The following is a 19,140-nucleotide window of genomic DNA, read 5'->3' on the forward strand; positions in this document are numbered from 1 at the left end:
GTGCACGCAAACTTGCGTGCACGCATTTCCTCTGCCAGCCTCGCCCCGACCAGGATCGATGGAGAGGACGTCACCATGCGAGCAAGAGGAATGACCTACGACACCGGGTTCGTCGCGCACGACCGGACATCCCGCGATCACTTCGACATGGCAGTCGTCCGGCGCGAACTCGCCATCATCCGCGACGATCTGCACTGCAACGCGGTACAGATCATCGGCGGCGACCCGCGGCGACTGGAGCTGGCCGCCGGTGCCGCCGCCGAACTCGGCCTGGAGGTCTGGTTCTCGCCCTATCCGCTGGAACTGGAACCGGAGCAGATCCTCACACTCTTCCGCGACTGCGCCGCGCGAGCGGAACGGCTCCGGCAGCAGGGGGCGACGGTGGTGTTCGTCGCAGGGGTCGAGCTGAGCGTGATGAACCGGGGGTTCCTGCGCGGTGAAAGCCCCGAGGAACGGGTCGAGCGGCTGATGAGCCGGCCCGAGCGACGGGCCGAAGCGATGCGCGAACTCGGCATGCGCATCAATACGTTCCTCCGCGACGCGGCGGCCACGGTCCGCGCACACTTCCAGGGCCGGCTCACCTACGCGTCCATCCAGTTCGAGCAGGTCGACTGGACCCCCTTCGACCTGGTGACGTTCGAGCTGATCCGCTCGGCCGAGGTCGCCGACCGGTTCCGGGAGGCAGTGCACACCCTGGCTCAAGGCCCGAAGCCGCTCGCCATCACCGGGTTCGGTACCGCGGCCTACCGCGGCGCGGGGGATCGCGGCGGCCGGGTGCTTGAGGTGGTCGAGTACGACCCGGTGACCAAGGCTCCCGTGCGGCTGAACGGCGTGTACGAGCGTGACGAGGCGGGCCAGGCCGCCTATCTGAGCGAACTGCTGGAGATCTTCGAGTCGGAGGGCGTGGACAGCGCGTTCGTGTTCCTGTTCGCCCTGCCCGGCTACCCGCACCGCCCGGACGGCGACCCCAGGGACGACCTGGACCGGGCCGGCCTGGGCATCGTCAAACTCCTCGAAGGCCGCCGGGGACGGACCTACTCCGACATGGAGTGGGAACCCAAGGCCGCGTTCTCGGCAGTGGCCCAGCGGTATCGCAGATGACAGCCCCCCACACGACCACACTCGGACGGCAAGGCCGTCGCTCGGGTCCGGTTGCCCGCCCCGCGCGAGGGGGAGGGTCGCCGCCGCTCGTCAACGCCGCCCTGCCGTCCGGCATGGCACCGCTGAGGCGGAACGCCCTTACGCCGCGGGCTTTGCCGCCTCCGCCTCTGCGGCACGGGCGAGGAGCTCGACCCACTCCTGGTGGTACTGGTAGAGCGCACCGGGATGCTTGCGTCCGAGCTCCTCGACGAAGAAAGCGCCCTGCTGTGTCTCCTCCGTCAATACGTGGCAGCCGGCATGCGTGGGCGTGATGACCCACCCGTGGTAGGCGGTCGAACCCGTTTCGTCGCCGTCGACCGTTGTCGCCCACGCGAGCCTGGTGAATGGCTCGTACTCCGTCACCTCGAGAGTCATGGGAAAGCCGACCGTCACTCGGCTGAACCGGGTCCCGAGAGCCAGTTCCGGCTTTCCGGTCAGGACCTTCACGCGGTCCTCGGGCGGGAAGTAGCTCGACCAGTTCTCGGCGTCGACGAGCAGCCTCCACACCACCTCGGGCGGCGCCTTCACGTCGATGTCGTTGAGCGCGTAGAGAGCCGAAACCTTCGGGTCGTACTGTTCGGGCCAGATCACCTTGTCATACATCGGCCTTTTCTCCTCTTCGGGTGGTGCGGCGAGAGTGCTTCGCAGTGCCGCGCGGGTCAACCGGCCTGGTTCTCACGCTCGGCCGCCACCTGGGCGAGCGCCGCGAGAAGGTTCTCGTGCGTGCGCCAGAAGACCGCGGGATCCTGCTTCGCCAGCTCGATCCAGAGCGGGCCCCGCATCGTCTCCTCGGTCCAGAGATGGGTTCCCTTCGGCGTGGGCGTGATGATCCAGGCGTGATAAGCCTGTGAGTCTTCCGATGCCTTGGGACCACCGCCCCAGGCGATACGCGTCCCAGGCTGGAATTCCTGTACGGACGCGAAGACGTCCTGGCCGGCGAGATTGGTCTCGAATCGGGTTCCGAGGCGCAGTGAGTCATGGCCGTCGAGCAGCTGGACATGCTCGACGCCCGGGTAGAAGGCGGGCCAGGTCCGGGTGTCGACGAGCAGGGACCAGATCGTCTCCGGTGCGGCCTCGACCTCGAGCTCGTTGGTGAAGTGGATGGGGGAGCGACTCGGAGTCATGGCCTCGGGCCAATTCACCGCTTCGAACATGGGGATCTCCAAAACATTGATGTATGCCGGCTGGGGGTGGACGGCGCTTCACGCGCGGCTGAGCCCCACCGACTCTCTGACCGCGTCCAGACCGGCGGTGTGGTCGACAACGGGCTCGTATCCGAGATCGATCACGGCCTTGTCCGTCCGCAGGGTGCACTGCTGCCCGAGAAACCATCGAGCGGGAACGGGCATCTCGGCTGCGGCGGTCTCGGCGTCCATCTCGGGGATCGGGACATCGACGCCGTAGATCTCGAACTGGCTCTCCAGGAACTCGCGGAGGGTGACGCGGTGCCGGTCGGTGATGAAGTAGGCCTGACCTGGCCGGCCGCGCTGCCAGCCGAGCACGAGTCCCTCGACGGCGTTCTCGACGAACGTGACGTCGGTCGTGTGCCGGCCGCCGTCGATCCAGGCGAACCCTCCCGCCTTCGCCGCCGCGGCCAGGCCCTCGACGAGGAAGCTGCCTGGACCCCAGACGAAGCGCGGGCGAATCGACACCGTGGCGAAGCCCAGGGTGTTCGCGTCGAGCACGATCTTCTCGGCCACGGCCTTCGTCGCACTGTAAGCGGCGTCCGAGTCGGGCCGCAGCGGCGCGGTCTCGTCCACGTTCACGAGCGGGGCGCCGGCGAGAAGCGCGGCTTCGCTGCCGCAGTGGACGAAACGTGGAACTCCCGCGTACCGAGCGGCGTCGACGGCCGCCTGGGTGCCGCGAACCGTCACCAGCTCATGGCGTTCGCGATCGGCGGTGACGTCCGTCTCCGCCGCGAGGTGGAAGACCACGTCGTGCCCCGCCACATTGTCACGCCACGTGAACGGGTCGGTCAGCTCGCCCCGCACGGGCTCCGCGCCCAGCGCCGAGACCTTCGCGGCCGATGCCTCGCTTCGTACCAGAGCGGCAACCGAGTGCCCAGCGCCGAGCAGCCGGCGTACCAGCACCTGGCCGATGAACCCGGAACCGCCGGTAACGAACACATGCGCCATAAGGCTCTCCTTCCCTCTGTGCGAGCCCCTCGCCGGGCAGGCGAGAGGGTCTCGTGGATGTGAGCAACCAGGGGCCCGGATGCCTTCCCTCAATAACAGTCATGCTTCGAAGGTCTGCGATAGAATTCATGGATGGCTTCTCTGCGGGCACTGGAGTGCCTTGTCGCTGTCGCGGACTCCGGATCGATCACCCAGGCCGCGCTGCTGCTGCACTCGTCGCAGCCCGCTGTCTCTCATCAGCTCGCTTCGCTGGAACGCGAGACCCGCACGAGCCTGCTTCGCCGTGAGCCTCGGGGAGTCAAGCTCACTTCTGCCGGGCGTGCCGCCGTCGCGGATGCGAGACGAGCCATCGAGGCGGCCGCCTCCGCGGTTCGGTCGGCACGTGCCGCGGGACAAGCGGCCGGGGGAGTCCTGCGATTGGTCTGCGCGCAGAGCCTCACGGTGCCGCTGCTCGCGGCCGTCATCCGGCAGTGGCATCGTCGCCGTCCAGAGGTCGCGATCACACTGCGCGAGTCCACGGCGATGGACGAGGCACTCGGCCTCGTCGACTCCGGCGAAGTCGACGTAGCAGTGCTGACCGCTCCCTCGGCCGGGCGCTTCACGATCACCGCCGTCGCGGAAGAGGAGATCGTACTGGCGACACGCGCCGGCCATCCGCTGACCGAGCGGTCGGCCGTACGCCTTGAGGATCTCGATGGCGTGCCGCTCGTGCACTTCTCGCCGGACAACGGCCTCAGCGCCTGGCTCGACCAGTCCTTCGCCCACGCGGGAGTCCACCCGGAGACGGTGATGAGGACATCGGTGACCGCGACGGCACCGCAGCTCGCGGCCGCCGGTCTGGGCATTGCCGTGTGCCCCGTCAGCGCGGTCAGCCACGGCTTTCCGGGAGCAGTGCGGTCGTTCTCCCCGCGGTGGGTCAGGCAACTGGTGGCGGTGACGCCGGGGGAGCCGGATCCGCTCGTCGCGCGGTTCATCGACGATCTGCGCGGCCATGGCATGAGGGTGCCCGGCGATGTGCGCACTCAGCTCGCACAGGACGGGCCCCAGGACCTGACGCCACGGTGATCGGTGCGCTCCGCGTCGTCCTGGTAGCAGGCCGCGTGCGCCCGGCAGGCAGGCCTCGGCCAACAGGCGGGCCCGCTCAGCCGGAGCGCGCCGCCTCCCTGAGACGGACCAGCCTCTCGTGATCGTCCGAGCCCGGCACGGCGTGGTAGATCATCAGCCGCAGCGCGTCGGGTCCGTCGATGGCCAGGTTGTCCCGGGTCAGGGTGACCTCGCCGACCAGCGGGTGGGCGAACCGGACCGGAGGCCGGTCCACCAAGTCGGCGACGGCATGGCGTTCCCACCGTGCGCGAAAACGAGTGCCGCTCGCCGACAACTCGTTGACGAGTTCGCTGGTGCGCTGGTCACCCGCATCGGCGCCGATCGAGGTGCGGAACGAGGCGACCAGGTGATCGGCGACCAGCTCCCAGTCGGCGAACAGCGCGCGCTCGTCCGGATCGAGGAATACCGACAACAGGCGGTTCCGGCCGGGCCGCAGTGCCGGCGAGAGTGCCCGGGCCATGGCATTCGACGCGAGGACGTCGAAATGCTCGTCCTGCACGAAAGCGGGCAGGTCCAGTGTCAGCAGGAGCTGCCCGATACTGGCCGGGACGGTCACCAGCCGGGCATCGTCGACTTGCCTGGCCGGCGGCCGGCCCAGTGCGAGCAGGTGTGCCCTCTCGGTCGGGTCGAGGCGCAGCGCACGCGCGAGGGATTGCAGCACCTGCTCCGAGGGATTGCGGTCGCGGCCCTGTTCGAGCCGAAGGTAGTAGTTGGAACTGATGCCGGCGAGCAGCGCGACCTCTTCGCGTCGCAACCCGGCCACGCGACGTGGTCCCAGTCCCTCAAGCCCGACGGCGCCCGGGGAGACGCGAGCGCGGCACATGCGCAGGTACTCGCCGAGCAAATTGTTTCCGTGCACACCAGGCATCCTATGCGTGGGTGACCCTGCCGCTCCCAGGAAGAGCGGGGGTCAGCATCCGCCTTCGGCATCTCCGTAGCGTTTGTCAGGACATCGGGCACAACACACTGACGGAGAAGGGAAGCGTGCGATGCCGGACACCGAGGGCCGACGCATCATCGCGGTCGAGGAGCACTTCGCGACCACTCGTTTCTGGGAGCGGACGGCGGACCAGGCGGCATTTCCCGGCGAGGACGCCGAACGGGTGTATTCCCGTAGTTTCATCACCAACGAGTTCATCAGCCGGCGGCTGACGGATCTGCGAACGCGCCTGGAGGAGATGGACAGGACGGGTATCGACGTGTCGGTGCTCAGCCTCAATCCGCCGGGTGCCCAACTCTGGTCCGACACCGCGATGGCCACGTCGCTGGCGCGAGAGATGAACGACGTGCTCGCGGACACGGTGGCCGCCCACCCGACCCGGTTCGCCGCGCTCGCCGCCGTCGCGCCGCAGGACCCCGAGGCGGCGGCCGAGGAGATCCGGCGGACCACCGGGACGCTGGGATTCGGCGGCGTGCTGATCGGCTCGCACACCGGTGGGCGCTACCTGGACGAGCCGGAGTCCGAACCGATTCTGGCCGCCATCGAGGAGACCGGCAGCACGCTGTACCTGCATCCGCGGATGCCGAGCCCACAGATGCTGGACCCGTTCAACCCCTACGGTCTGCAACAGGCGATCTGGGGCTTTCAGGCTGAGGCCGCGACGCACGCGATGCGCTTGATCCTCAGTGGTGCTTTTGACCGGCATCCCGATCTGCGCATGGTCCTCGGCCATCTCGGCGAGGGCATCCCGTACTGGCTCTGGCGTACGGACAATCTCCACGCCAAGACGTACGCCTGGGCGCGCGACGTGCTCAACATGGTCAGGCTCGAACTCAAGCCCAGTGAATACTTTCAGCGCAATGTCTGGATCACCACGAGCGGGATGTTCGACCACGACGCCCTGAACTACTGCCTGGCCAAGGTCGGCGCCGAGCGGGTGCTGTTCGCGGTCGACTATCCCTACGAGGACAGCGACGTCGCCACCGCATTCCTGGCCGGGGCAGACCTCGACCACGAACAGCGGGCGGCCATCAGCCACCGCAATGCCGAGCGACTGTTCCGCGTGCCGCCCGTCGTGTGACACCGGGCACGAGAACCCTTCTCGCGTCGGGGACTCCCCGGGGGGCCTCGCGCGGCTTCACCGGGGAGGACGGCGCGTCCTGGCGTGACCCGCGGAGGCGGACGCCGCGATGAAGGCTCGTACGAGGGGACGGTCGTCCCCCTGTCGGGTGGCCATGAAAATCCGACTCACCGTGGCAGGTCCGTCGAGTTCCAGCCTTCGGGCGCCTGCGGTGAGCGGTGTCGTGACGCTGTACGGCGCGATGGTGACACCGAGGCCGGCCGCGACGAACGTGACGATGGTGTGCCAGTTCGAGCACTCCTGAGCGACCTGGACGTCGACACCGGCGTTCCGCAACGGCTGCGTGTTCGTGTCGAACGCCTTGGGTCCCGCGGAACGCGGAAAGAGGATCAGAGGGTCGGTGGCCAGCGCTCGCGCGTGCACCCGGTCGCCCTCGGCGGCCGGATGGTCCGCGGGGACGACGGCGACGAACCGCTCCGATGCCAGGAGCGAGAGATCGATGTCGTCCCGCTTCTCGGCGTCCCGGACGATTCCCACGTCGGCTGTGCCACGCTCCAAGGCCGCGAGGACGTCGGTGGTGAAGCCGTCCTGCAACTTGACCTGAACCTCGGGGCGGTAGCGGGAGAATGCGCGGAGGTGCCCGGCGACAATGCCGGTTGCGGAGGTGATGAAGGCGACATCCAAGCGGCCCGTCTCGCCGCGGCCGACGCGCCCGGCCTCGTCGACGTCGGCAGCCAGTGTGTCCAGGAGGCTCTGAGCCCGTGGCCGGAACGCCGCCCCCGCCTCTGTGAGGCGGACGCTCCGCGAGGTCCGCCGGAACAGCTCGACGCCGACGATCTTCTCAAGCTGTCTGATCTGCTGTGACAGGGCGGGCTGAGCGATGTGCAGCCGCTGGGAGGCGTGACCGAAGTGCAGCTCCTCGGTCAGAGCGAGGAAATACCGCAGATGGCGGAGTTCGATGCGCTGATCCATACGTTGAGCTTATTGGTAAGCACCAATGAGTGTATTGGACATATGGGTGAGCGGGGCCGGAGGCTCTGGGGAGCGAAACCTGAAAGGAAGCCCGCCCCATGTCGTACGCCTCCGCCCCCATCGAGGTCTCCTCGATCGCCTCGCAAAGTGACGCCGACGCGTTCTACACGCTGAACGAGGAGTGGATCTCGCGCCTGTTCACCCTCCAGGACGAGGACCGGGCCGTTCTCGGCGATCCGTTCGGCCGCATCGTGGCCACGGGAGGCGACGTCCTCGTGGCGCGGGAGCCGGACGGTGGAGCCGCGGTCGGCTGCGTCGCGCTGCTGGCCTACCCGGATGATGTGTTCGAACTGGCGAAGATGGCCGTCGCTCCCGCCGCGCAAGGACGCGGCATCGGCCGCCTGCTCATAGCCGCGGCGATCGACCGTGCCAGGGCGCTCGGTGGGACGCGGCTGTTCCTCGGCACGAACACCAAACTGGCCCCCGCCATCCACCTTTACGAGGAAGCGGGATTCGTCCGGATCGCCCGAGACCGTCTCCCGGTGTCCGACTACTACGCCCGCGCCGACGTCCTCATGGAACTGACGTGAACGCCCGGCTCGCCGCTGCGGCATGAGAAGAATTTATGGCAACTCTTCCATCTATCGATGATCCGACGGGAAGGGCGGGTCGCCCCGCGGGCGTTGGACTCTGAGACGAGGACGGGTGCACCGCCTGTCCCGCGGACCATGCGTGGAGCGCTCGATGCCGTATTCATTGAAGGACAAGCACGTTCTGATCGTGGGGGGTGGCTCTGACATCGCCGCCGCCCTGGCCGGTGACCTCCTCCGCGAAGGCGCAGGGGTCACGCTCGCGGGCCGGAACGCCGAGAAGACGACCGCCGCGGCGAAGGCCATCGGGGACGCCGTACGGCCCATCGCACTGGACCTCTCGGACGAGGAATCGATCGGGGCGGCCGCGGATCAGGTCAGGGCCGCGGGCGGACTCGACCATCTCGTCAGCGCCGCCACGGAGCGGGGCAACGCGCCGGTCCGCTCCCTTGAGCGCCGCGCCCTGCTCGCAGCCTTCGATGCCAAGGTCGTGGGCCCGATCCTCCTGGCCAAGCACTTCGCCCCGCTGATCGCCGAGGCGGGTTCGCTGCTGTTCTTCTCGGGCCTGGCCGCCTGGCGGCCGTCACCCGGGCTCGTCGCGATGGCGGCAACCAACGGCAGCGTGAGCACGCTCGCGTCCGCCCTCGCGGTCGAGTTGGCGCCCACGCGTGTCAACGCCCTCTCACCCGGCGTGATCGACACCAGCAACTGGGACGCCGTGGTGCCCGACAAGCAGAAGCTGTTCCAGCACATAGCGGCCTCCGCGCCGGCGCGCCGCGTGGGGGATCCGTCCGATGTGTCGGCTGCCGCCTGCGCGTTGCTGACGAATCCCTACATCACCGGCGAGACCCTCCACGTCGACGGGGGAGCGCGCTGGTCCTGACCCGACAGCGCGACACAGGCAAAGAACGCCAACACATCAAGGAGCACTCACCATGAGCAGTATCAGCATCATCGGTCTCGGGCAGATGGCCCGCGTTCTCGCCGACCGCGCGCTCGACGGCGGAAACACCGTGGAGGTCATCGGCCGTGACGCGGCCAAGGCCGCGGAGGTGGCCGGCGCTCTCGGCCGCGGCGCCACCGCGGGAACGGTGGGCGCGGCCCCGGCCGGGGACATCGTCATTCTCGCAGTGCCCCACGGGAGCGCCGTGCCGCTCGTCGGCCAGTACGGGGACGCGCTGGCCGGCAAGGTCGTCGTCGACATCACGAACCCTTTCAACTCCAGCGCCACCGGGGTCGTCACCCCCGACGGCACCTCCGTCGCGCGGGAGGTCGCCAAGGCCGCTCCGGCGAGCGTCCACGTCGTGAAGGCGTTCAACACCGTCTTCGGTCATGTCCTGGCCCAGCGGCGCCCGCTCGACGTGTTCATCGCCGGTGACGATGCGCGGGCCAAGGCGAGCACGTCGGCGTTCATCGAGAGCATCGGACTGCGCGCCATGGACACCGGCGGCCTGGAGATGGCGCAGTGGCTTGAGGGGGCGGGCGTGCTGATGATGGGCCTGGGACGCCAGGGCGTGGGGAACTACGACTTCTCCCTCGGCGTCAGCATTGCCGCCTGAGCGCCACCGCGTTCACGGGGTTCGCGTCAGCCGCCCGCGAGGGAGGTCGCACGCACGCCCGCCGACGCACGCCTGCGCCGCCTGCGCAGCAGCACCACGACGAGCGCGAAGACCTGGAGTACGAGTTCCAGACCCGGTAGGTCGGCGGTCACCTCGGAGTGGACGTGCCCGGAGCAGCGGATCGTGCCGGCGGGCTCGCCGTCGTCGCCGAGCATGGTCTGCTCCCGGCCACCCGCCGCGGTCTGCCGGAAGCGGACGGTCCGCCCCGAGCACGTCAGGTGCCACTCGTGGCGTACCCGGTCCGTGGCCGCGACGGCGTTCCCGCCGGCGTCGAGCAGTTCGTAGACCCCACTGAAGCGATGCGTGCGGACGACGTAATCGACGCCGTTCAGTGTGAAGCGCGCACCGATGCGGCCTCTCGGCAACGAGAACGTCGTCAGCGCCCGGCCGTCCTCGGTGAGCTCGTACTCCTGGTTCGCCAGCTTGGTCTTCTTCGCCTGCAACATGACCTCATTGCAGCATCGGACCGGTGGCCGCACCCATGCCATCTGTCATGCACGGCCGGGTGGCAACCGAACGGCGGCAGGAGAAGCGGCCGGTAGCATGACCGTCGTGGGTGCACATGATCCGGACGAGTTCTCCGCCGGCCAGTGGCCGGACTGGAGTTTCTGGAAGGACCGGCCGGACAGCGCCAGGGGCATCGGCCGGGGCCGTGCGGCCGTCGCCACGGCCACCGCTCTGGCCTCGCTCACCTTGATCGCCCGGGCGGAGGACATCGCGCACGGCACCGCCCCCGCCCTGCTCACCTCGCTCGCCATCGGCCTCGTCGCCTGCTACGGCGTCGGCTGCATGCTCGCGCCCTGGTACGGGCCGATGGCGCTGCGTCGCGGACGCGTCGCCATCGTGGCCGTGCTGTTCCTGCTCGGGGCCGCACCCGCCGTGCTCCTCGCGGCGCCGTACTACCTGACCGATCTGACCTACGCGCTCTCCATCGGCCTCATGCTGCTGCCCCTGCGCCGCGCGCTGCTGCTCGGGCTCGCCACGGTGCTGGCACAGATCGTCTGGATGCGCACCGCCCAGGGCGAGGTGGCGTGGGCGCAGGTGGCCATCCTCGTCGGGGTGAGCGCCGCACTCGGCACCGTCTTCGCGCTCAACTTCACGATCGGCCACCTGCGGGCCGCGCGGGAGCAGGTCAAGAGGCTGGCCGTGAACCAGGAGCGGGAGCGGGTCGCCAGGGACATGCACGACGTCCTCGGCCACAGCCTCTCCACGATGACCGTCAAACTGGGGCTGACGCGGCGCATCCTGGAGTCCTCGGGAGACGTGGCCCTCGCCGTCGGCGAGGTCACCGAGCTCGAGAACATGGCCCGCACGGCGCTGTCCGACGTGCGGGCCACCATCTCGAACTACCGCACCCTGTCGCTCGACAGCGAGCTCGCCGGCGCCCGGATGGCGCTGCGTGCCGCCGGCGTACGCGCCGATCTCCCGGCCGGGACCGGCGCCGTGCGCGCCGGACTGCGCGAGGTGTTCGGCTACGTCGTGCGCGAGGCGGTCACCAATGTGCTGCGCCACTCCGACGCCGAACTGTGCACCGTCCGCGTCGGGCCCGACTGGGTCGAGGTCACCGACAACGGCGCTTTCACCGGCGGGGCGAGCGCCGGAAACGGCCTCACCGGCCTCACCGAACGGCTGGCCGCCGTGTCGGGCACCCTCGAACACGGACCTGCCCCCGGTGGCGGGTTCCGGGTCGTCGCCCGCGGGCCGGCCACGGCGACCGGCCCCGCACCTTCCCGGGAGGACGAGCCGACATGATCCGTGTCCTGCTGGCCGACGACCAGGCGCTCGTACTGGGAGCCCTGGCATCCGTGCTCAGGCTGGAGCCCGACATCGACGTGGTCGCAGAGCTGGGCACCGGCACCGAGGTGCTGCCCGCCGCGCAACGGACCCAGCCCGACATCGCCTTGCTCGACGTGCAGATGCCAGGCCGGGACGGGCTGGCCGTCGCCGCCGATCTCCAGCGGGCGCTGCCGGGCTGCCGCACCATCATCTGCACGACCTTCAGCAGGCCCGGCTACCTCGCGCGGGCGATGTCCGCGGGCGCCGCCGGGTACGTCGTGAAGGACTCCCCGCCGGAGCAGCTGATCGACGCGATCCGGCGCGTCCACGCCGGCCTGCGCTTCGTGGACCCGGCCCTCGCCGCGGAAGCGCTGGCCGGCGGGGCGAGCCCGCTGACCGCACGAGAGGCGGACGTGCTGCGCGCCGCCGCGGAGGGCGGGACCGTGGCCGACATCGCCAGAGCGCTACGGCTCTCGCAGGGCACCGTGCGCAACCATCTCTCGTCGGCGATCGGCAAGACGCGGGCGCGTACCCGCGCCGAGGCGGCGCGGCTCGCCGAGGCCAACGGCTGGCTGTGACCCGGGCCGTAGAGGCAGGACCGTTTCGGTGGGAACGGTCAGCTGTTAGGTTTCCCGGATGAGGAAAGGACCTGCCGCGCGGGGCGCCGGCGCGGACGAGCCACTCGGCTTCGTGATCGCTTCGACGGGCAATGCGGCGGCGCTCGCGTTCGAGTCGGCCCTGGCCGCCGAGGGCCTGCTTCCCCGCCACTTCGCCGTGCTGCGCGGGCTGCGTGACGGCGAGGAGCACGCACAGCAGCAGCTGGCCTCCTCGCTCGGCATCCCGGCAAGCCGTCTGGTGGGGTTGCTCGCGCTGCTGATCGAGAGAGGCCTGGTGGAGCGGCGCGAGTCGCCGGCCGATGCCCGGGTGAAACTGGTCAGCCTGCGTGAGGAGGGCCTCAGGGAGCTGGAGAAGCTGATCCGGCTCGCGGGCGCCTCGGAGAAGCGGCTGACCGCTGGGCTGACGGCCGAGGACCGTTCGGAGCTGCGCAGGCTGCTCGGCATCGTCTACGCCAATGTCGCCGTCGAGCCCGAAGGGCGGCCCGTCAGGGCCTGGTGAGCGGGCCGTCGGCCCGGGTTTTCCCTGATTCGGTGGCACCCGGGACTTGCAGAAATCGTTTCGGTTGGAATAGTTTCGGTGGGAACGGATTGACGTGCTGCCGCGAGGCGGCCGACCACAGGAGACGACGATGGCGGTCACGAATCAGGACACGGTCGAAGGGTTCCTCGGGCGGATCCGGGATGCCTGGGATGCGGGGGACGCGAGCGGCTACGCGGCACAGTTCGCGGAAGACGCCTCGTACGTGATCTTCATGGGGGACGCCATGCTCGGGCGCGCGGCCATCGAGCAGACGCATCATGAGGTGTTCACCCGGTGGCAGAAGGGCACGCGCATGGTGGTCGAGCCGATCGACGTGCGGATGCCGGACGAGTCCACGGCGGTGGTGACCACCGTCGGCGGCATCGGCAAGGGCGGCCGGATCGGCTTCGACAAGTTCCAGACGTTCACACTGCGCCGCCAGGACGGACGCTGGGAGTGCGTGGCCTTCCAGAACACGGAGATGAGCCGCCGGTCGAAGCGCGCCTACCGCTCCTGACGGTGTCCAGGGGCATTGGCCGGTCGAGCGGGAGCCGCTCCGGGGCCGGGGCCACGGCGTGCAGGCCCCGGGGCGGCTCCGCGTGATCCTCAACGGCCGGATGAGCTCACGTGGCGGTCCCGACCCGCGCCGTATCCGGCGCTCGCCATGGCGAGGCTGAGGACGATCAGGAGCATGATCGGCAGCGTCCAGCTGCTCGTGGTGTCGTGCAGGATGCCGAGGAGCAGCGGGCCGGCCGCCGCTACGAGGTAGCCGATGGACTGTGCCATGCCCGCAAGCGCGGCGGCTTCCCCGTGGCCGGCGGCGCGTTCGCTCTGGAAGGTCAGCGCGAGGACGAGGCAGGCGCCGCCGCCGAGACCGAGCAGCGTGCAGGCGATCACGGACAGCCCGGGGGCGGAGATCAGCACGGCGAAACCGCCGGCGACGACGACCGAGGCTCCGGCCGCTGTCCACCGCTGGTCGTGGCGGCCCCGGGTGAGCAGGGGCAGGAGGCTGCTGGCCGCCAGGGCGATCAGCTGGTAGTAGAAGAGCATCCATCCGGCCGTGGTGCTGGACGTGCCGCGGTGGATCAGGATACTGGGCAGCCACGCGACGGCGGTGTAGAAGCCCAGGGACTGCAGGCCCATGAAGATGCTGACCTGCCACGCGAGCCCGGAGCGCCAGGGGACCGCGCTGCGCGGCCCGTCGCTCGGCACCTTGGCGGCGCGGTCGCCTCGCAGCCGGGGCAGCCAGCCGAGGAACGCCGCGACGGTGAAGGCGATGCCCCAGGCGAGAGCGGTGTGCCAGGAGCCCGGCAGGGTGTGGGCCAGCGGCGCGGAGATCCCGGAGGAGACGGCGGCCGTGACGCCCATGACCGTGACGTAGAGGGCGCTGATGGCCTGGATGCGGTGCGCGGGCACGCTCCGCCGGATCAAGGCGGGCAGCAGCACGTTGCCGAACGCGATGGCGGCGGAGAGGATCACTGTTCCGGCGAACAGGCAGGCCACCGAGGGGAGGGATCTGACCACCGTTCCGGCGGCCAGCACGCCGAGCGCCACGCCCAGCAACCGTGTGGTGCCGAACCGGTGGGAGACCCTGGCCACCAGGGGCGACGTCGCCGCGAACGTGAGCAGCGGGAGCGTGCTCAGCAGCCCGCCCCAGCTCGATGTGAGGCCGCTGTCGTGCTCGATCGCCGGAAGCAGCGTGCCGACACCGGTGAGACCGGTACGCAGGTTCGCCGCTACGAGGCAGATCGCGAAGACGAGCCCGACGGACACGGCGGGCCGGGTGGTGTCCGCGCCCGACGGTGCGGACACGGAGCGAGAGACGGAGCGAGAGGTGGATGCCGTAGCCGGCCGGGGACTCATCGGCCCTCCGCCTCCCGTGATGCCGCGGCCTCGTGCTCGCGGTTGAGCCGGACGATCGCGGCTGCCGCGTCGCGTGCACCGCTCTGGTCGCGGGCCTCGATCGCGTCGACGAGCCGCCTGTGCAGGCCGGCGTGGGCCTCGGCGGCCGTGGCATCCCACGGCAGGCCCCCCAGGGCGGAGGCGAGAGCCGTGCCGAGGTAGTCGTACACCTCGATCAGGAGGTCGTTTCCGCTCGCCCGGACCACGGCCCGGTGGAACAGGGCGTCGACGTTCGTCGCCGCGGACGCGTCCTCGCCCGCGCAGGCCGCGTCGGCGTCGGTGAGCAGTTCTCGCAACTGGTGCAGTTGGTCGTCACTGCGCCGCAGGGCGGCGGCCCCCGAGGCGTACTCCTCGAGGACGGTACGCAGTTCGAGGATCTCGTCCCGCCGGCCGCAACTCGCCCGCCGCACCATGACCGACTGGAGTTCGCTCGACGAGCGGACGTAGGTGCCGTCCCCCACCCGGGCCTCCAGCAGGCCCAGGTGCGTGAGCGCGCCGATCGCCTCGCGCAGCGTGCTGCGCCCGACCCCGAGCTCTTCGACGAGGGTCTGCTCGGGCGGGATGCGCGTGCCGACCGGCCATCCCCCCGCCTCGATGTGTGCACGAAGGCTGTCCACGAGCTGCGCGGACAGGCTTGCCGATCTCCGCGGTGTACTGATGCGCTTCATGGAGACAGCATACATACAGACATCAGACATTTGAACATCACATGATTTGGGGCCGGCGCGGCAGCGGCCGACTGGGCCGGACGGGTGGAGTTCGCCGACACCGGTGCCGGCGGCGGGCCCGCGCCGCCCCGCCGGCGCGCGAACCGGCCGATGATCGGGGCCGGGCCGGCATGCCGAGGTGCCGGCGGACGGAGGCCCCGATGCGCACCGTGCGGTTCGACGGCGCCCGTGGACCGCGAGACAGCAGACGGCCGCCGCGTCAACACCGCCCGGCCGTTGCCGAATTGATGGCGACGCGATTCGGTCCCCGTGCTCCGCACCGGCCCCAGCTGCGACGATCCCGTCGGCGCGGCGTCCTTCACCGGCCTGTACCACTGCCAGTTCGTCCGGCTATTGGCAACCGGCCCGCCGTGGGCCCACGATGGCCACGCCCCACCTGATGGCCATGCACCCCACGTCCCGTCATGACGCCCCCAGGAGCCCCCACATGGAACGCACCCCGCCTTCCGCCCCCATCACGACACCCACACGCCGTGCGCTGCTGCGCGGCGGACTCGCCGCGGGCGCCGCCGCGGCCGCGGCCCTCGCCACCGCCGGCCGCGCGGCGGCCGCCTCGAACGTCGACTACCCGTCAGCGGTCTGGTCGCCGGCCAGCACCAGCAACTACACCGCATCGAACCGGCCGTCGAGCTACGCCATCAACATGGTCGTCATCCACGTCACGCAGGAGACCTACGCCGACACCATCCGCCTGTTCCAGGACCCCGCGCACGCCGCGGCCGCCCACTACGTCGTCAGATCCGCGGACGGCCACATCGGTCAGTGCGTACGCGAACACGACATCGCCTGGCACGCGGGCAACTGGAGCTACAACACGCGCAGCATCGGCATCGAGCACGAGGGGTGGGTCGACCAGCCCTCGTACTTCACGACCGCCATGTACCACTCCTCGGCGGCGCTGACGGCCGAGATCTGCGACAAGTACGGCATCCCCAAGGACCGCGACCACATCATCGGCCACGTCGAGGTGCCGGGCACCGACCACACCGACCCCGGGCCGAACTGGGACTGGACGCGGTACATGCGCCTCGTCAACGGAGTGTGAGCGCGCCCGAAATCAGTGGGCGAAGGCCTGGAGGCGGTCGAGGGCCCCGTTGAAGTAGTCCTGGTCACCCGGGTAGGTGCCGGAGTCCGCGTACTGCCAGATGGTCTGGTAGCCCCACGACGCCGGCATCGCTCCGGGGCTCGACGCGTAGCGGGCGATGAAGAGCGGGTTGGCGCCGAAGCCGGGGTTGTTGCCGGTGCACGTGGTCCACCAGTCGGTGGTCGTGTAGATCGTCGGGTAGCGGCCGGTCCTCGCGTGCACCTCGTTGCTGAAGTCGGCGATCCACTGCGACATCGTCGACTGGCTCAGGCCGTAGCACGTGGCGCCGTACGGGTTGTACTCGATGTCCAGCATCGGGGGCAGCGTCCTGCCGTCGTCGGACCAGCCGCCGCCGTGATTGACGAAGTAGTCGGCCTGTGTCCTGCCGCTGGACGTGTTGGGCGTCGCGAAGTGGTAGGCGCCGCGGATCATGCCGACGTTGTACGAGCCGTTGTACTGCTGCGCGAAGTACGGGTTGGTGTACGTCGTGGACTCGGTGGCCTTGACGTAGGCGAACTTGCCGCCGTTGTTCCAGGCGGCCTGCCAGTTCACGTTCCCCTGGTAGCCGCTCACATCCATGCCCGGCGTCTGCGCGACCAGGGAGGGCGCCGGCGTGTTGCCCGGCTTCCCGCCCTCGTGGGCGCGCACGGTCGAACCCAGCCAGTCGAGCCGGGGGTGGGTCACGCCGCCCCTGCCCGCCGCGGCGGTGTGGGCCGTCGCCGTGACGTCGTTCGGCGTGGCCGTGTGCGGCGCCGCGGTGGCCGAGCCCGGCAGCGCCAGGACGGTGGTCGACAGGGCGGCCAGCAGGCCGAGCAGGCCGGCGGTCGTGCGGCGGGAGCCGGTTCTGCGCAGGCGGGGGGTGCGGAAAGCGGGCATGCGTGCCTCCGGGTGTGGGGGTTGCTCGGTGTGAACGACCGTGTGGAGCGCGTCGAACGTAAGGGCCCGGGACGCCGGGCGGGAAGAGGGCCAAGACGGTGCCGTTGGTCCAGTCCTCCGCAACTTCGGGCGAGCTGCGGCTATCACCGTCATTGGCAGTAACTTTCCTCATATGAAAGGCAGTTGACATGGCAAGGACCCTGAAAGGTGATCGCGGGGAAACGATTGCCCGGACGGCGGCCGGGGCGTACCGTCGCGGATTGGCCGCCATGGCGGAGACACGGCGGGGACCACACGCCGGCGGGAGCCCGCGCCGCCCGGCCGAGCGAAGGAGCCGCGCACATGAGACGCACCTCCAGGCGTTCCCGCCTCCGCCGCGGTCCGCTTGCCTTCCTCGCCGCACTCCTGCTGCTCCTGCTGCCCGCACCGGCGGCACTCGCCGCCCCTCGGCACGCGAGCCCCGCGGGCTCCGGCGCGGCGGCGCCCGCCGCCTCCGGCACGGCCCTGCGCGCCGGGACCGGGCTCTACCCCCGGGTCGTGCGCCTCGGCCACTCCGGCGGCGCCAACGGCCAACTGGTGGCCTCGGTCGTCGACTTCGACGCGCAGGGCGGCGTCGGGGTGATCTACCGCAGCACGGACGACGGCGCCGGCTTCACGGAAGTCGGCCACATCCACGACCCGGCCGCGGCGAACGGCCTGTGCTGCTCCACGCTGTACGAGCTGCCGCGCCAGATCGGCTTCCTGCCCGCCGGGACGCTGCTGTGGGCCGCGTCGGTGGGCCAGGACGCGGCGGACCGCCGCATGGCCATCGACGTGTGGGCGAGCCGCGACCACGGCTCGACGTGGTCCTCGCTGTCCGTCTGCGCGGCTGCCCCGAACACGGGCGGCCTGTGGGAACCGGAGCTCTCCGTCGACACCGAGGGCGACCTGGTGTGCCACTACTCGGACGAGACCGACCCCGGGCACCACAGCCAGTCCCTCCAGGAGCGGTTCTCCTCGGACGGTGTCCACTGGGGCGCGGCATACCCCACCGTGGCACCGGACAACGCGAGCCTGCGCCCCGGAATGGCGACCGTCACCCAACTGCCCAGCGGCCGCTACTACATGACCTACGAGGTCTGCGGGACCGGTGACCGCTACGACTGCGCCGCCCACTACAGGACCTCGGCCGACGGCGCCGACTGGGGACCCCCCACCGACACCGGCCCGGTGATCAGGACCGCCACCGGCCAGTACTTCACCCACACGCCCGTCGTCGCCTGGCTCGGCAACGGCACGGCGGCCGGGCGGCTGGTGCTCGTCGGCCAGCAGTTCCGCGAGGCGAACGGCGATCTCGCCACCACCAGCGGCCGGACCGTGCTCGTCAACACGGAGAGTGGCGGCGGCAACTGGTTCCCCATCGACGCTCCGGTCGCCGTGCCGTCCCCCGACGGCACCTACTGCCCGAACTACAGCTCGGCGCTGCTGCCCTCCGCCGACGGCACCCGCCTGCTGGAGATCGCCACCGACTACGACGGCACGGTGTGCAAGCCCTACTACGCGACGGCCTCGGCACAGGGGACCGGCGACGCGAACGGAGCCGGCCTGCACTCCGGCAGCACCTACCGGCTGGTCAACACGATCAGCGGCGACTGCCTCGACGTGTCGGCCGACTCGCGCGTACCCGGCGGCAACGTCCAGCAGTGGACCTGCAACGGCCTCGGCCCGCAGGACTTCACGCTCACCCAGCGGTCCACCGGCCAGTACACACTGAAGGGTCGCGACAGCGGCCTGTGCGTGGCCGTGGACGGCGCCGCCACACAGCCGGGCGCCAATGTCGACCAGCAGACGTGCGACGGCTCCTCCGCCCAGAACTGGTACCCGCTCAACGAGGGCGACGGCTACTGGACGTTCCGCAACGCGCACAGCGGCCTGTGCCTGGACGTCTCCGGCGGCTCGTCCTCGCCGGGCGCCAACGTCCAGCAGTGGACGTGCAACAAGCTCTCCCCGCAGATCTGGAAGCTCGAACCGCGGTGAGCGCGGGGCCGGCCCCCAGGACGGGGACCGGCCCCGCGTG

Annotated in this window: 21 protein-coding genes; 12 read left to right on the plus strand and 9 right to left on the minus strand. The window is 70.3% G+C overall.

Annotation, left to right across the window (positions count from 1 at the left end):
- Positions 1-90: 90 nt before the first annotated feature.
- Entirely contained in the window at positions 91-1,101 is a 1,011-nt protein-coding gene (locus tag IH48_RS0131050) for a hypothetical protein (RefSeq protein ID WP_030912230.1), read from the plus strand.
- Between the two features lie 138 nt (positions 1,102-1,239).
- On the opposite strand, the gene IH48_RS0131055 is transcribed toward IH48_RS0131050, so the two are convergent.
- The 3 genes from IH48_RS0131055 to IH48_RS0131065 are packed head-to-tail and all read right to left on the minus strand — an operon-like array spanning position 1,240 to position 3,275.
- Positions 1,240-1,743: an SRPBCC domain-containing protein gene (locus tag IH48_RS0131055; protein ID WP_030912233.1), complete on the minus strand. Its 504-nt coding sequence runs from the start codon at positions 1,741-1,743 to the stop codon at positions 1,240-1,242.
- A 56-nt stretch (positions 1,744-1,799) separates the two neighbouring features.
- Positions 1,800-2,294, minus strand: coding sequence for an SRPBCC domain-containing protein (locus tag IH48_RS0131060; RefSeq protein WP_030912236.1), 495 nt, complete (start codon positions 2,292-2,294; stop codon positions 1,800-1,802).
- A gap of 48 nt (positions 2,295-2,342) precedes the next feature.
- The gene (locus IH48_RS0131065) at positions 2,343-3,275 is read right to left on the minus strand and encodes an NAD-dependent epimerase/dehydratase family protein (protein ID WP_030912239.1); all 933 of its coding nucleotides are present in this window, start codon (positions 3,273-3,275) and stop codon (positions 2,343-2,345) included.
- A 132-nt stretch (positions 3,276-3,407) separates the two neighbouring features.
- Here IH48_RS0131065 and IH48_RS0131070 point away from each other — a divergent pair, with 132 nt between their 5' ends.
- The gene (locus IH48_RS0131070) at positions 3,408-4,340 is read left to right on the plus strand and encodes a LysR family transcriptional regulator (protein WP_030912242.1); all 933 of its coding nucleotides are present in this window, start codon (positions 3,408-3,410) and stop codon (positions 4,338-4,340) included.
- Between the two features lie 76 nt (positions 4,341-4,416).
- Here the strand turns inward: IH48_RS0131070 and IH48_RS0131075 are convergent, their stop codons facing one another.
- Positions 4,417-5,247, minus strand: a complete 831-nt coding sequence (locus tag IH48_RS0131075) for a helix-turn-helix transcriptional regulator (RefSeq protein WP_030912245.1) — start codon at positions 5,245-5,247, stop codon at positions 4,417-4,419.
- Positions 5,248-5,368: 121 nt separating this feature from the next.
- Between IH48_RS0131075 and IH48_RS0131080 the strand changes: the two genes are divergently transcribed.
- The gene (locus IH48_RS0131080; protein ID WP_030912248.1) at positions 5,369-6,400 is read left to right on the plus strand and encodes an amidohydrolase family protein; all 1,032 of its coding nucleotides are present in this window, start codon (positions 5,369-5,371) and stop codon (positions 6,398-6,400) included.
- Between the two features lie 57 nt (positions 6,401-6,457).
- Here the strand turns inward: IH48_RS0131080 and IH48_RS0131085 are convergent, their stop codons facing one another.
- Positions 6,458-7,372, minus strand: coding sequence for a LysR family transcriptional regulator (locus IH48_RS0131085; protein WP_030912251.1), 915 nt, complete (start codon positions 7,370-7,372; stop codon positions 6,458-6,460).
- 98 nt (positions 7,373-7,470) lie between these two features.
- Here IH48_RS0131085 and IH48_RS0131090 point away from each other — a divergent pair, with 98 nt between their 5' ends.
- From IH48_RS0131090 to IH48_RS0131100, 3 genes are all read left to right on the plus strand, one after another.
- A complete protein-coding gene (locus IH48_RS0131090; protein ID WP_030912254.1) occupies positions 7,471-7,962 on the plus strand; it encodes a GNAT family N-acetyltransferase in 492 nt (163 codons plus the stop codon).
- A 154-nt stretch (positions 7,963-8,116) separates the two neighbouring features.
- Positions 8,117-8,845: an SDR family oxidoreductase gene (locus tag IH48_RS0131095; RefSeq protein ID WP_030912257.1), complete on the plus strand. Its 729-nt coding sequence runs from the start codon at positions 8,117-8,119 to the stop codon at positions 8,843-8,845.
- Positions 8,846-8,897: 52 nt separating this feature from the next.
- A complete protein-coding gene (locus IH48_RS0131100; RefSeq protein WP_030912260.1) occupies positions 8,898-9,521 on the plus strand; it encodes an NADPH-dependent F420 reductase in 624 nt (207 codons plus the stop codon).
- A 26-nt stretch (positions 9,522-9,547) separates the two neighbouring features.
- Here the strand turns inward: IH48_RS0131100 and IH48_RS0131105 are convergent, their stop codons facing one another.
- Positions 9,548-10,027, minus strand: a complete 480-nt coding sequence (locus IH48_RS0131105) for a hypothetical protein (protein ID WP_030912263.1) — start codon at positions 10,025-10,027, stop codon at positions 9,548-9,550.
- A 97-nt stretch (positions 10,028-10,124) separates the two neighbouring features.
- On the opposite strand from IH48_RS0131105, the gene IH48_RS0131110 reads away from it, so the two are divergent.
- The 4 genes from IH48_RS0131110 to IH48_RS0131125 all read left to right on the plus strand — a co-directional run bounded on the left by IH48_RS0131110 (position 10,125) and on the right by IH48_RS0131125 (position 13,011).
- A complete protein-coding gene (locus tag IH48_RS0131110) occupies positions 10,125-11,333 on the plus strand; it encodes a sensor histidine kinase (RefSeq protein WP_030912265.1) in 1,209 nt (402 codons plus the stop codon).
- A complete protein-coding gene (locus IH48_RS0131115) occupies positions 11,330-11,935 on the plus strand; it encodes a response regulator transcription factor (protein ID WP_030912268.1) in 606 nt (201 codons plus the stop codon). The genes IH48_RS0131110 and IH48_RS0131115 overlap by 4 nt, the downstream gene beginning before the upstream one ends.
- Before the next feature lie 58 nt (positions 11,936-11,993).
- On the plus strand, positions 11,994-12,473 hold the full coding sequence (locus IH48_RS34605) for a MarR family winged helix-turn-helix transcriptional regulator (protein ID WP_051840917.1): 480 nt from the start codon (positions 11,994-11,996) through the stop codon (positions 12,471-12,473).
- 130 nt (positions 12,474-12,603) lie between these two features.
- Positions 12,604-13,011 carry an SgcJ/EcaC family oxidoreductase gene (locus IH48_RS0131125; protein WP_030912273.1) on the plus strand — a complete coding sequence of 136 codons (408 nt, stop codon included), beginning with the start codon at positions 12,604-12,606 and terminating at the stop codon, positions 13,009-13,011.
- A gap of 89 nt (positions 13,012-13,100) precedes the next feature.
- Here the strand turns inward: IH48_RS0131125 and IH48_RS0131130 are convergent, their stop codons facing one another.
- Both IH48_RS0131130 and IH48_RS0131135 read right to left on the minus strand, forming a co-directional pair.
- The gene (locus IH48_RS0131130) at positions 13,101-14,306 is read right to left on the minus strand and encodes a CynX/NimT family MFS transporter (RefSeq protein ID WP_234434445.1); all 1,206 of its coding nucleotides are present in this window, start codon (positions 14,304-14,306) and stop codon (positions 13,101-13,103) included.
- A 47-nt stretch (positions 14,307-14,353) separates the two neighbouring features.
- Positions 14,354-15,064, minus strand: a complete 711-nt coding sequence (locus IH48_RS0131135; RefSeq protein ID WP_030912277.1) for a FadR/GntR family transcriptional regulator — start codon at positions 15,062-15,064, stop codon at positions 14,354-14,356.
- Between the two features lie 487 nt (positions 15,065-15,551).
- On the opposite strand from IH48_RS0131135, the gene IH48_RS0131140 reads away from it, so the two are divergent.
- Entirely contained in the window at positions 15,552-16,169 is a 618-nt protein-coding gene (locus IH48_RS0131140) for an N-acetylmuramoyl-L-alanine amidase (protein WP_030912279.1), read from the plus strand.
- Positions 16,170-16,181: 12 nt separating this feature from the next.
- Here IH48_RS0131140 and IH48_RS0131145 read toward each other — a convergent pair whose 3' ends face one another.
- Positions 16,182-17,084 (minus strand): lysozyme, encoded by a 903-nt coding sequence (locus IH48_RS0131145; protein ID WP_030912281.1) that lies wholly within the window; start codon positions 17,082-17,084, stop codon positions 16,182-16,184.
- A 342-nt stretch (positions 17,085-17,426) separates the two neighbouring features.
- Here IH48_RS0131145 and IH48_RS0131150 point away from each other — a divergent pair, with 342 nt between their 5' ends.
- The gene (locus IH48_RS0131150) at positions 17,427-19,100 is read left to right on the plus strand and encodes an RICIN domain-containing protein (RefSeq protein ID WP_051840919.1); all 1,674 of its coding nucleotides are present in this window, start codon (positions 17,427-17,429) and stop codon (positions 19,098-19,100) included.
- Positions 19,101-19,140 lie beyond the last annotated feature (40 nt).

The organism is Streptomyces sp. NRRL F-5126 (assembly GCF_000721265.1).
Taxonomy (GTDB): Bacteria; Actinomycetota; Actinomycetes; order Streptomycetales; family Streptomycetaceae; genus Streptomyces.

Coding starts and splice junctions, on each gene's coding strand:
- IH48_RS0131115 (WP_030912268.1), top strand. CDS start 11,330: ATGATCCGTGTCCTGCTGGCCGACGACCAGGCGCTCGTACTGGGAGCC.
- IH48_RS0131070 (WP_030912242.1), top strand. CDS start 3,408: ATGGCTTCTCTGCGGGCACTGGAGTGCCTTGTCGCTGTCGCGGACTCC.
- IH48_RS0131150 (WP_051840919.1), top strand. CDS start 17,427: ATGAGACGCACCTCCAGGCGTTCCCGCCTCCGCCGCGGTCCGCTTGCC.
- IH48_RS0131110 (WP_030912265.1), top strand. CDS start 10,125: ATGACCGTCGTGGGTGCACATGATCCGGACGAGTTCTCCGCCGGCCAG.
- IH48_RS0131060 (WP_030912236.1), bottom strand. CDS start 2,294: ATGTTCGAAGCGGTGAATTGGCCCGAGGCCATGACTCCGAGTCGCTCC.
- IH48_RS34605 (WP_051840917.1), top strand. CDS start 11,994: ATGAGGAAAGGACCTGCCGCGCGGGGCGCCGGCGCGGACGAGCCACTC.
- IH48_RS0131090 (WP_030912254.1), top strand. CDS start 7,471: ATGTCGTACGCCTCCGCCCCCATCGAGGTCTCCTCGATCGCCTCGCAA.
- IH48_RS0131065 (WP_030912239.1), bottom strand. CDS start 3,275: ATGGCGCATGTGTTCGTTACCGGCGGTTCCGGGTTCATCGGCCAGGTG.
- IH48_RS0131050 (WP_030912230.1), top strand. CDS start 91: ATGACCTACGACACCGGGTTCGTCGCGCACGACCGGACATCCCGCGAT.
- IH48_RS0131055 (WP_030912233.1), bottom strand. CDS start 1,743: ATGTATGACAAGGTGATCTGGCCCGAACAGTACGACCCGAAGGTTTCG.
- IH48_RS0131075 (WP_030912245.1), bottom strand. CDS start 5,247: ATGCCTGGTGTGCACGGAAACAATTTGCTCGGCGAGTACCTGCGCATG.
- IH48_RS0131080 (WP_030912248.1), top strand. CDS start 5,369: ATGCCGGACACCGAGGGCCGACGCATCATCGCGGTCGAGGAGCACTTC.
- IH48_RS0131145 (WP_030912281.1), bottom strand. CDS start 17,084: ATGCCCGCTTTCCGCACCCCCCGCCTGCGCAGAACCGGCTCCCGCCGC.
- IH48_RS0131140 (WP_030912279.1), top strand. CDS start 15,552: ATGGAACGCACCCCGCCTTCCGCCCCCATCACGACACCCACACGCCGT.
- IH48_RS0131125 (WP_030912273.1), top strand. CDS start 12,604: ATGGCGGTCACGAATCAGGACACGGTCGAAGGGTTCCTCGGGCGGATC.
- IH48_RS0131105 (WP_030912263.1), bottom strand. CDS start 10,027: ATGTTGCAGGCGAAGAAGACCAAGCTGGCGAACCAGGAGTACGAGCTC.
- IH48_RS0131135 (WP_030912277.1), bottom strand. CDS start 15,064: ATGAAGCGCATCAGTACACCGCGGAGATCGGCAAGCCTGTCCGCGCAG.
- IH48_RS0131085 (WP_030912251.1), bottom strand. CDS start 7,372: ATGGATCAGCGCATCGAACTCCGCCATCTGCGGTATTTCCTCGCTCTG.
- IH48_RS0131095 (WP_030912257.1), top strand. CDS start 8,117: ATGCCGTATTCATTGAAGGACAAGCACGTTCTGATCGTGGGGGGTGGC.
- IH48_RS0131100 (WP_030912260.1), top strand. CDS start 8,898: ATGAGCAGTATCAGCATCATCGGTCTCGGGCAGATGGCCCGCGTTCTC.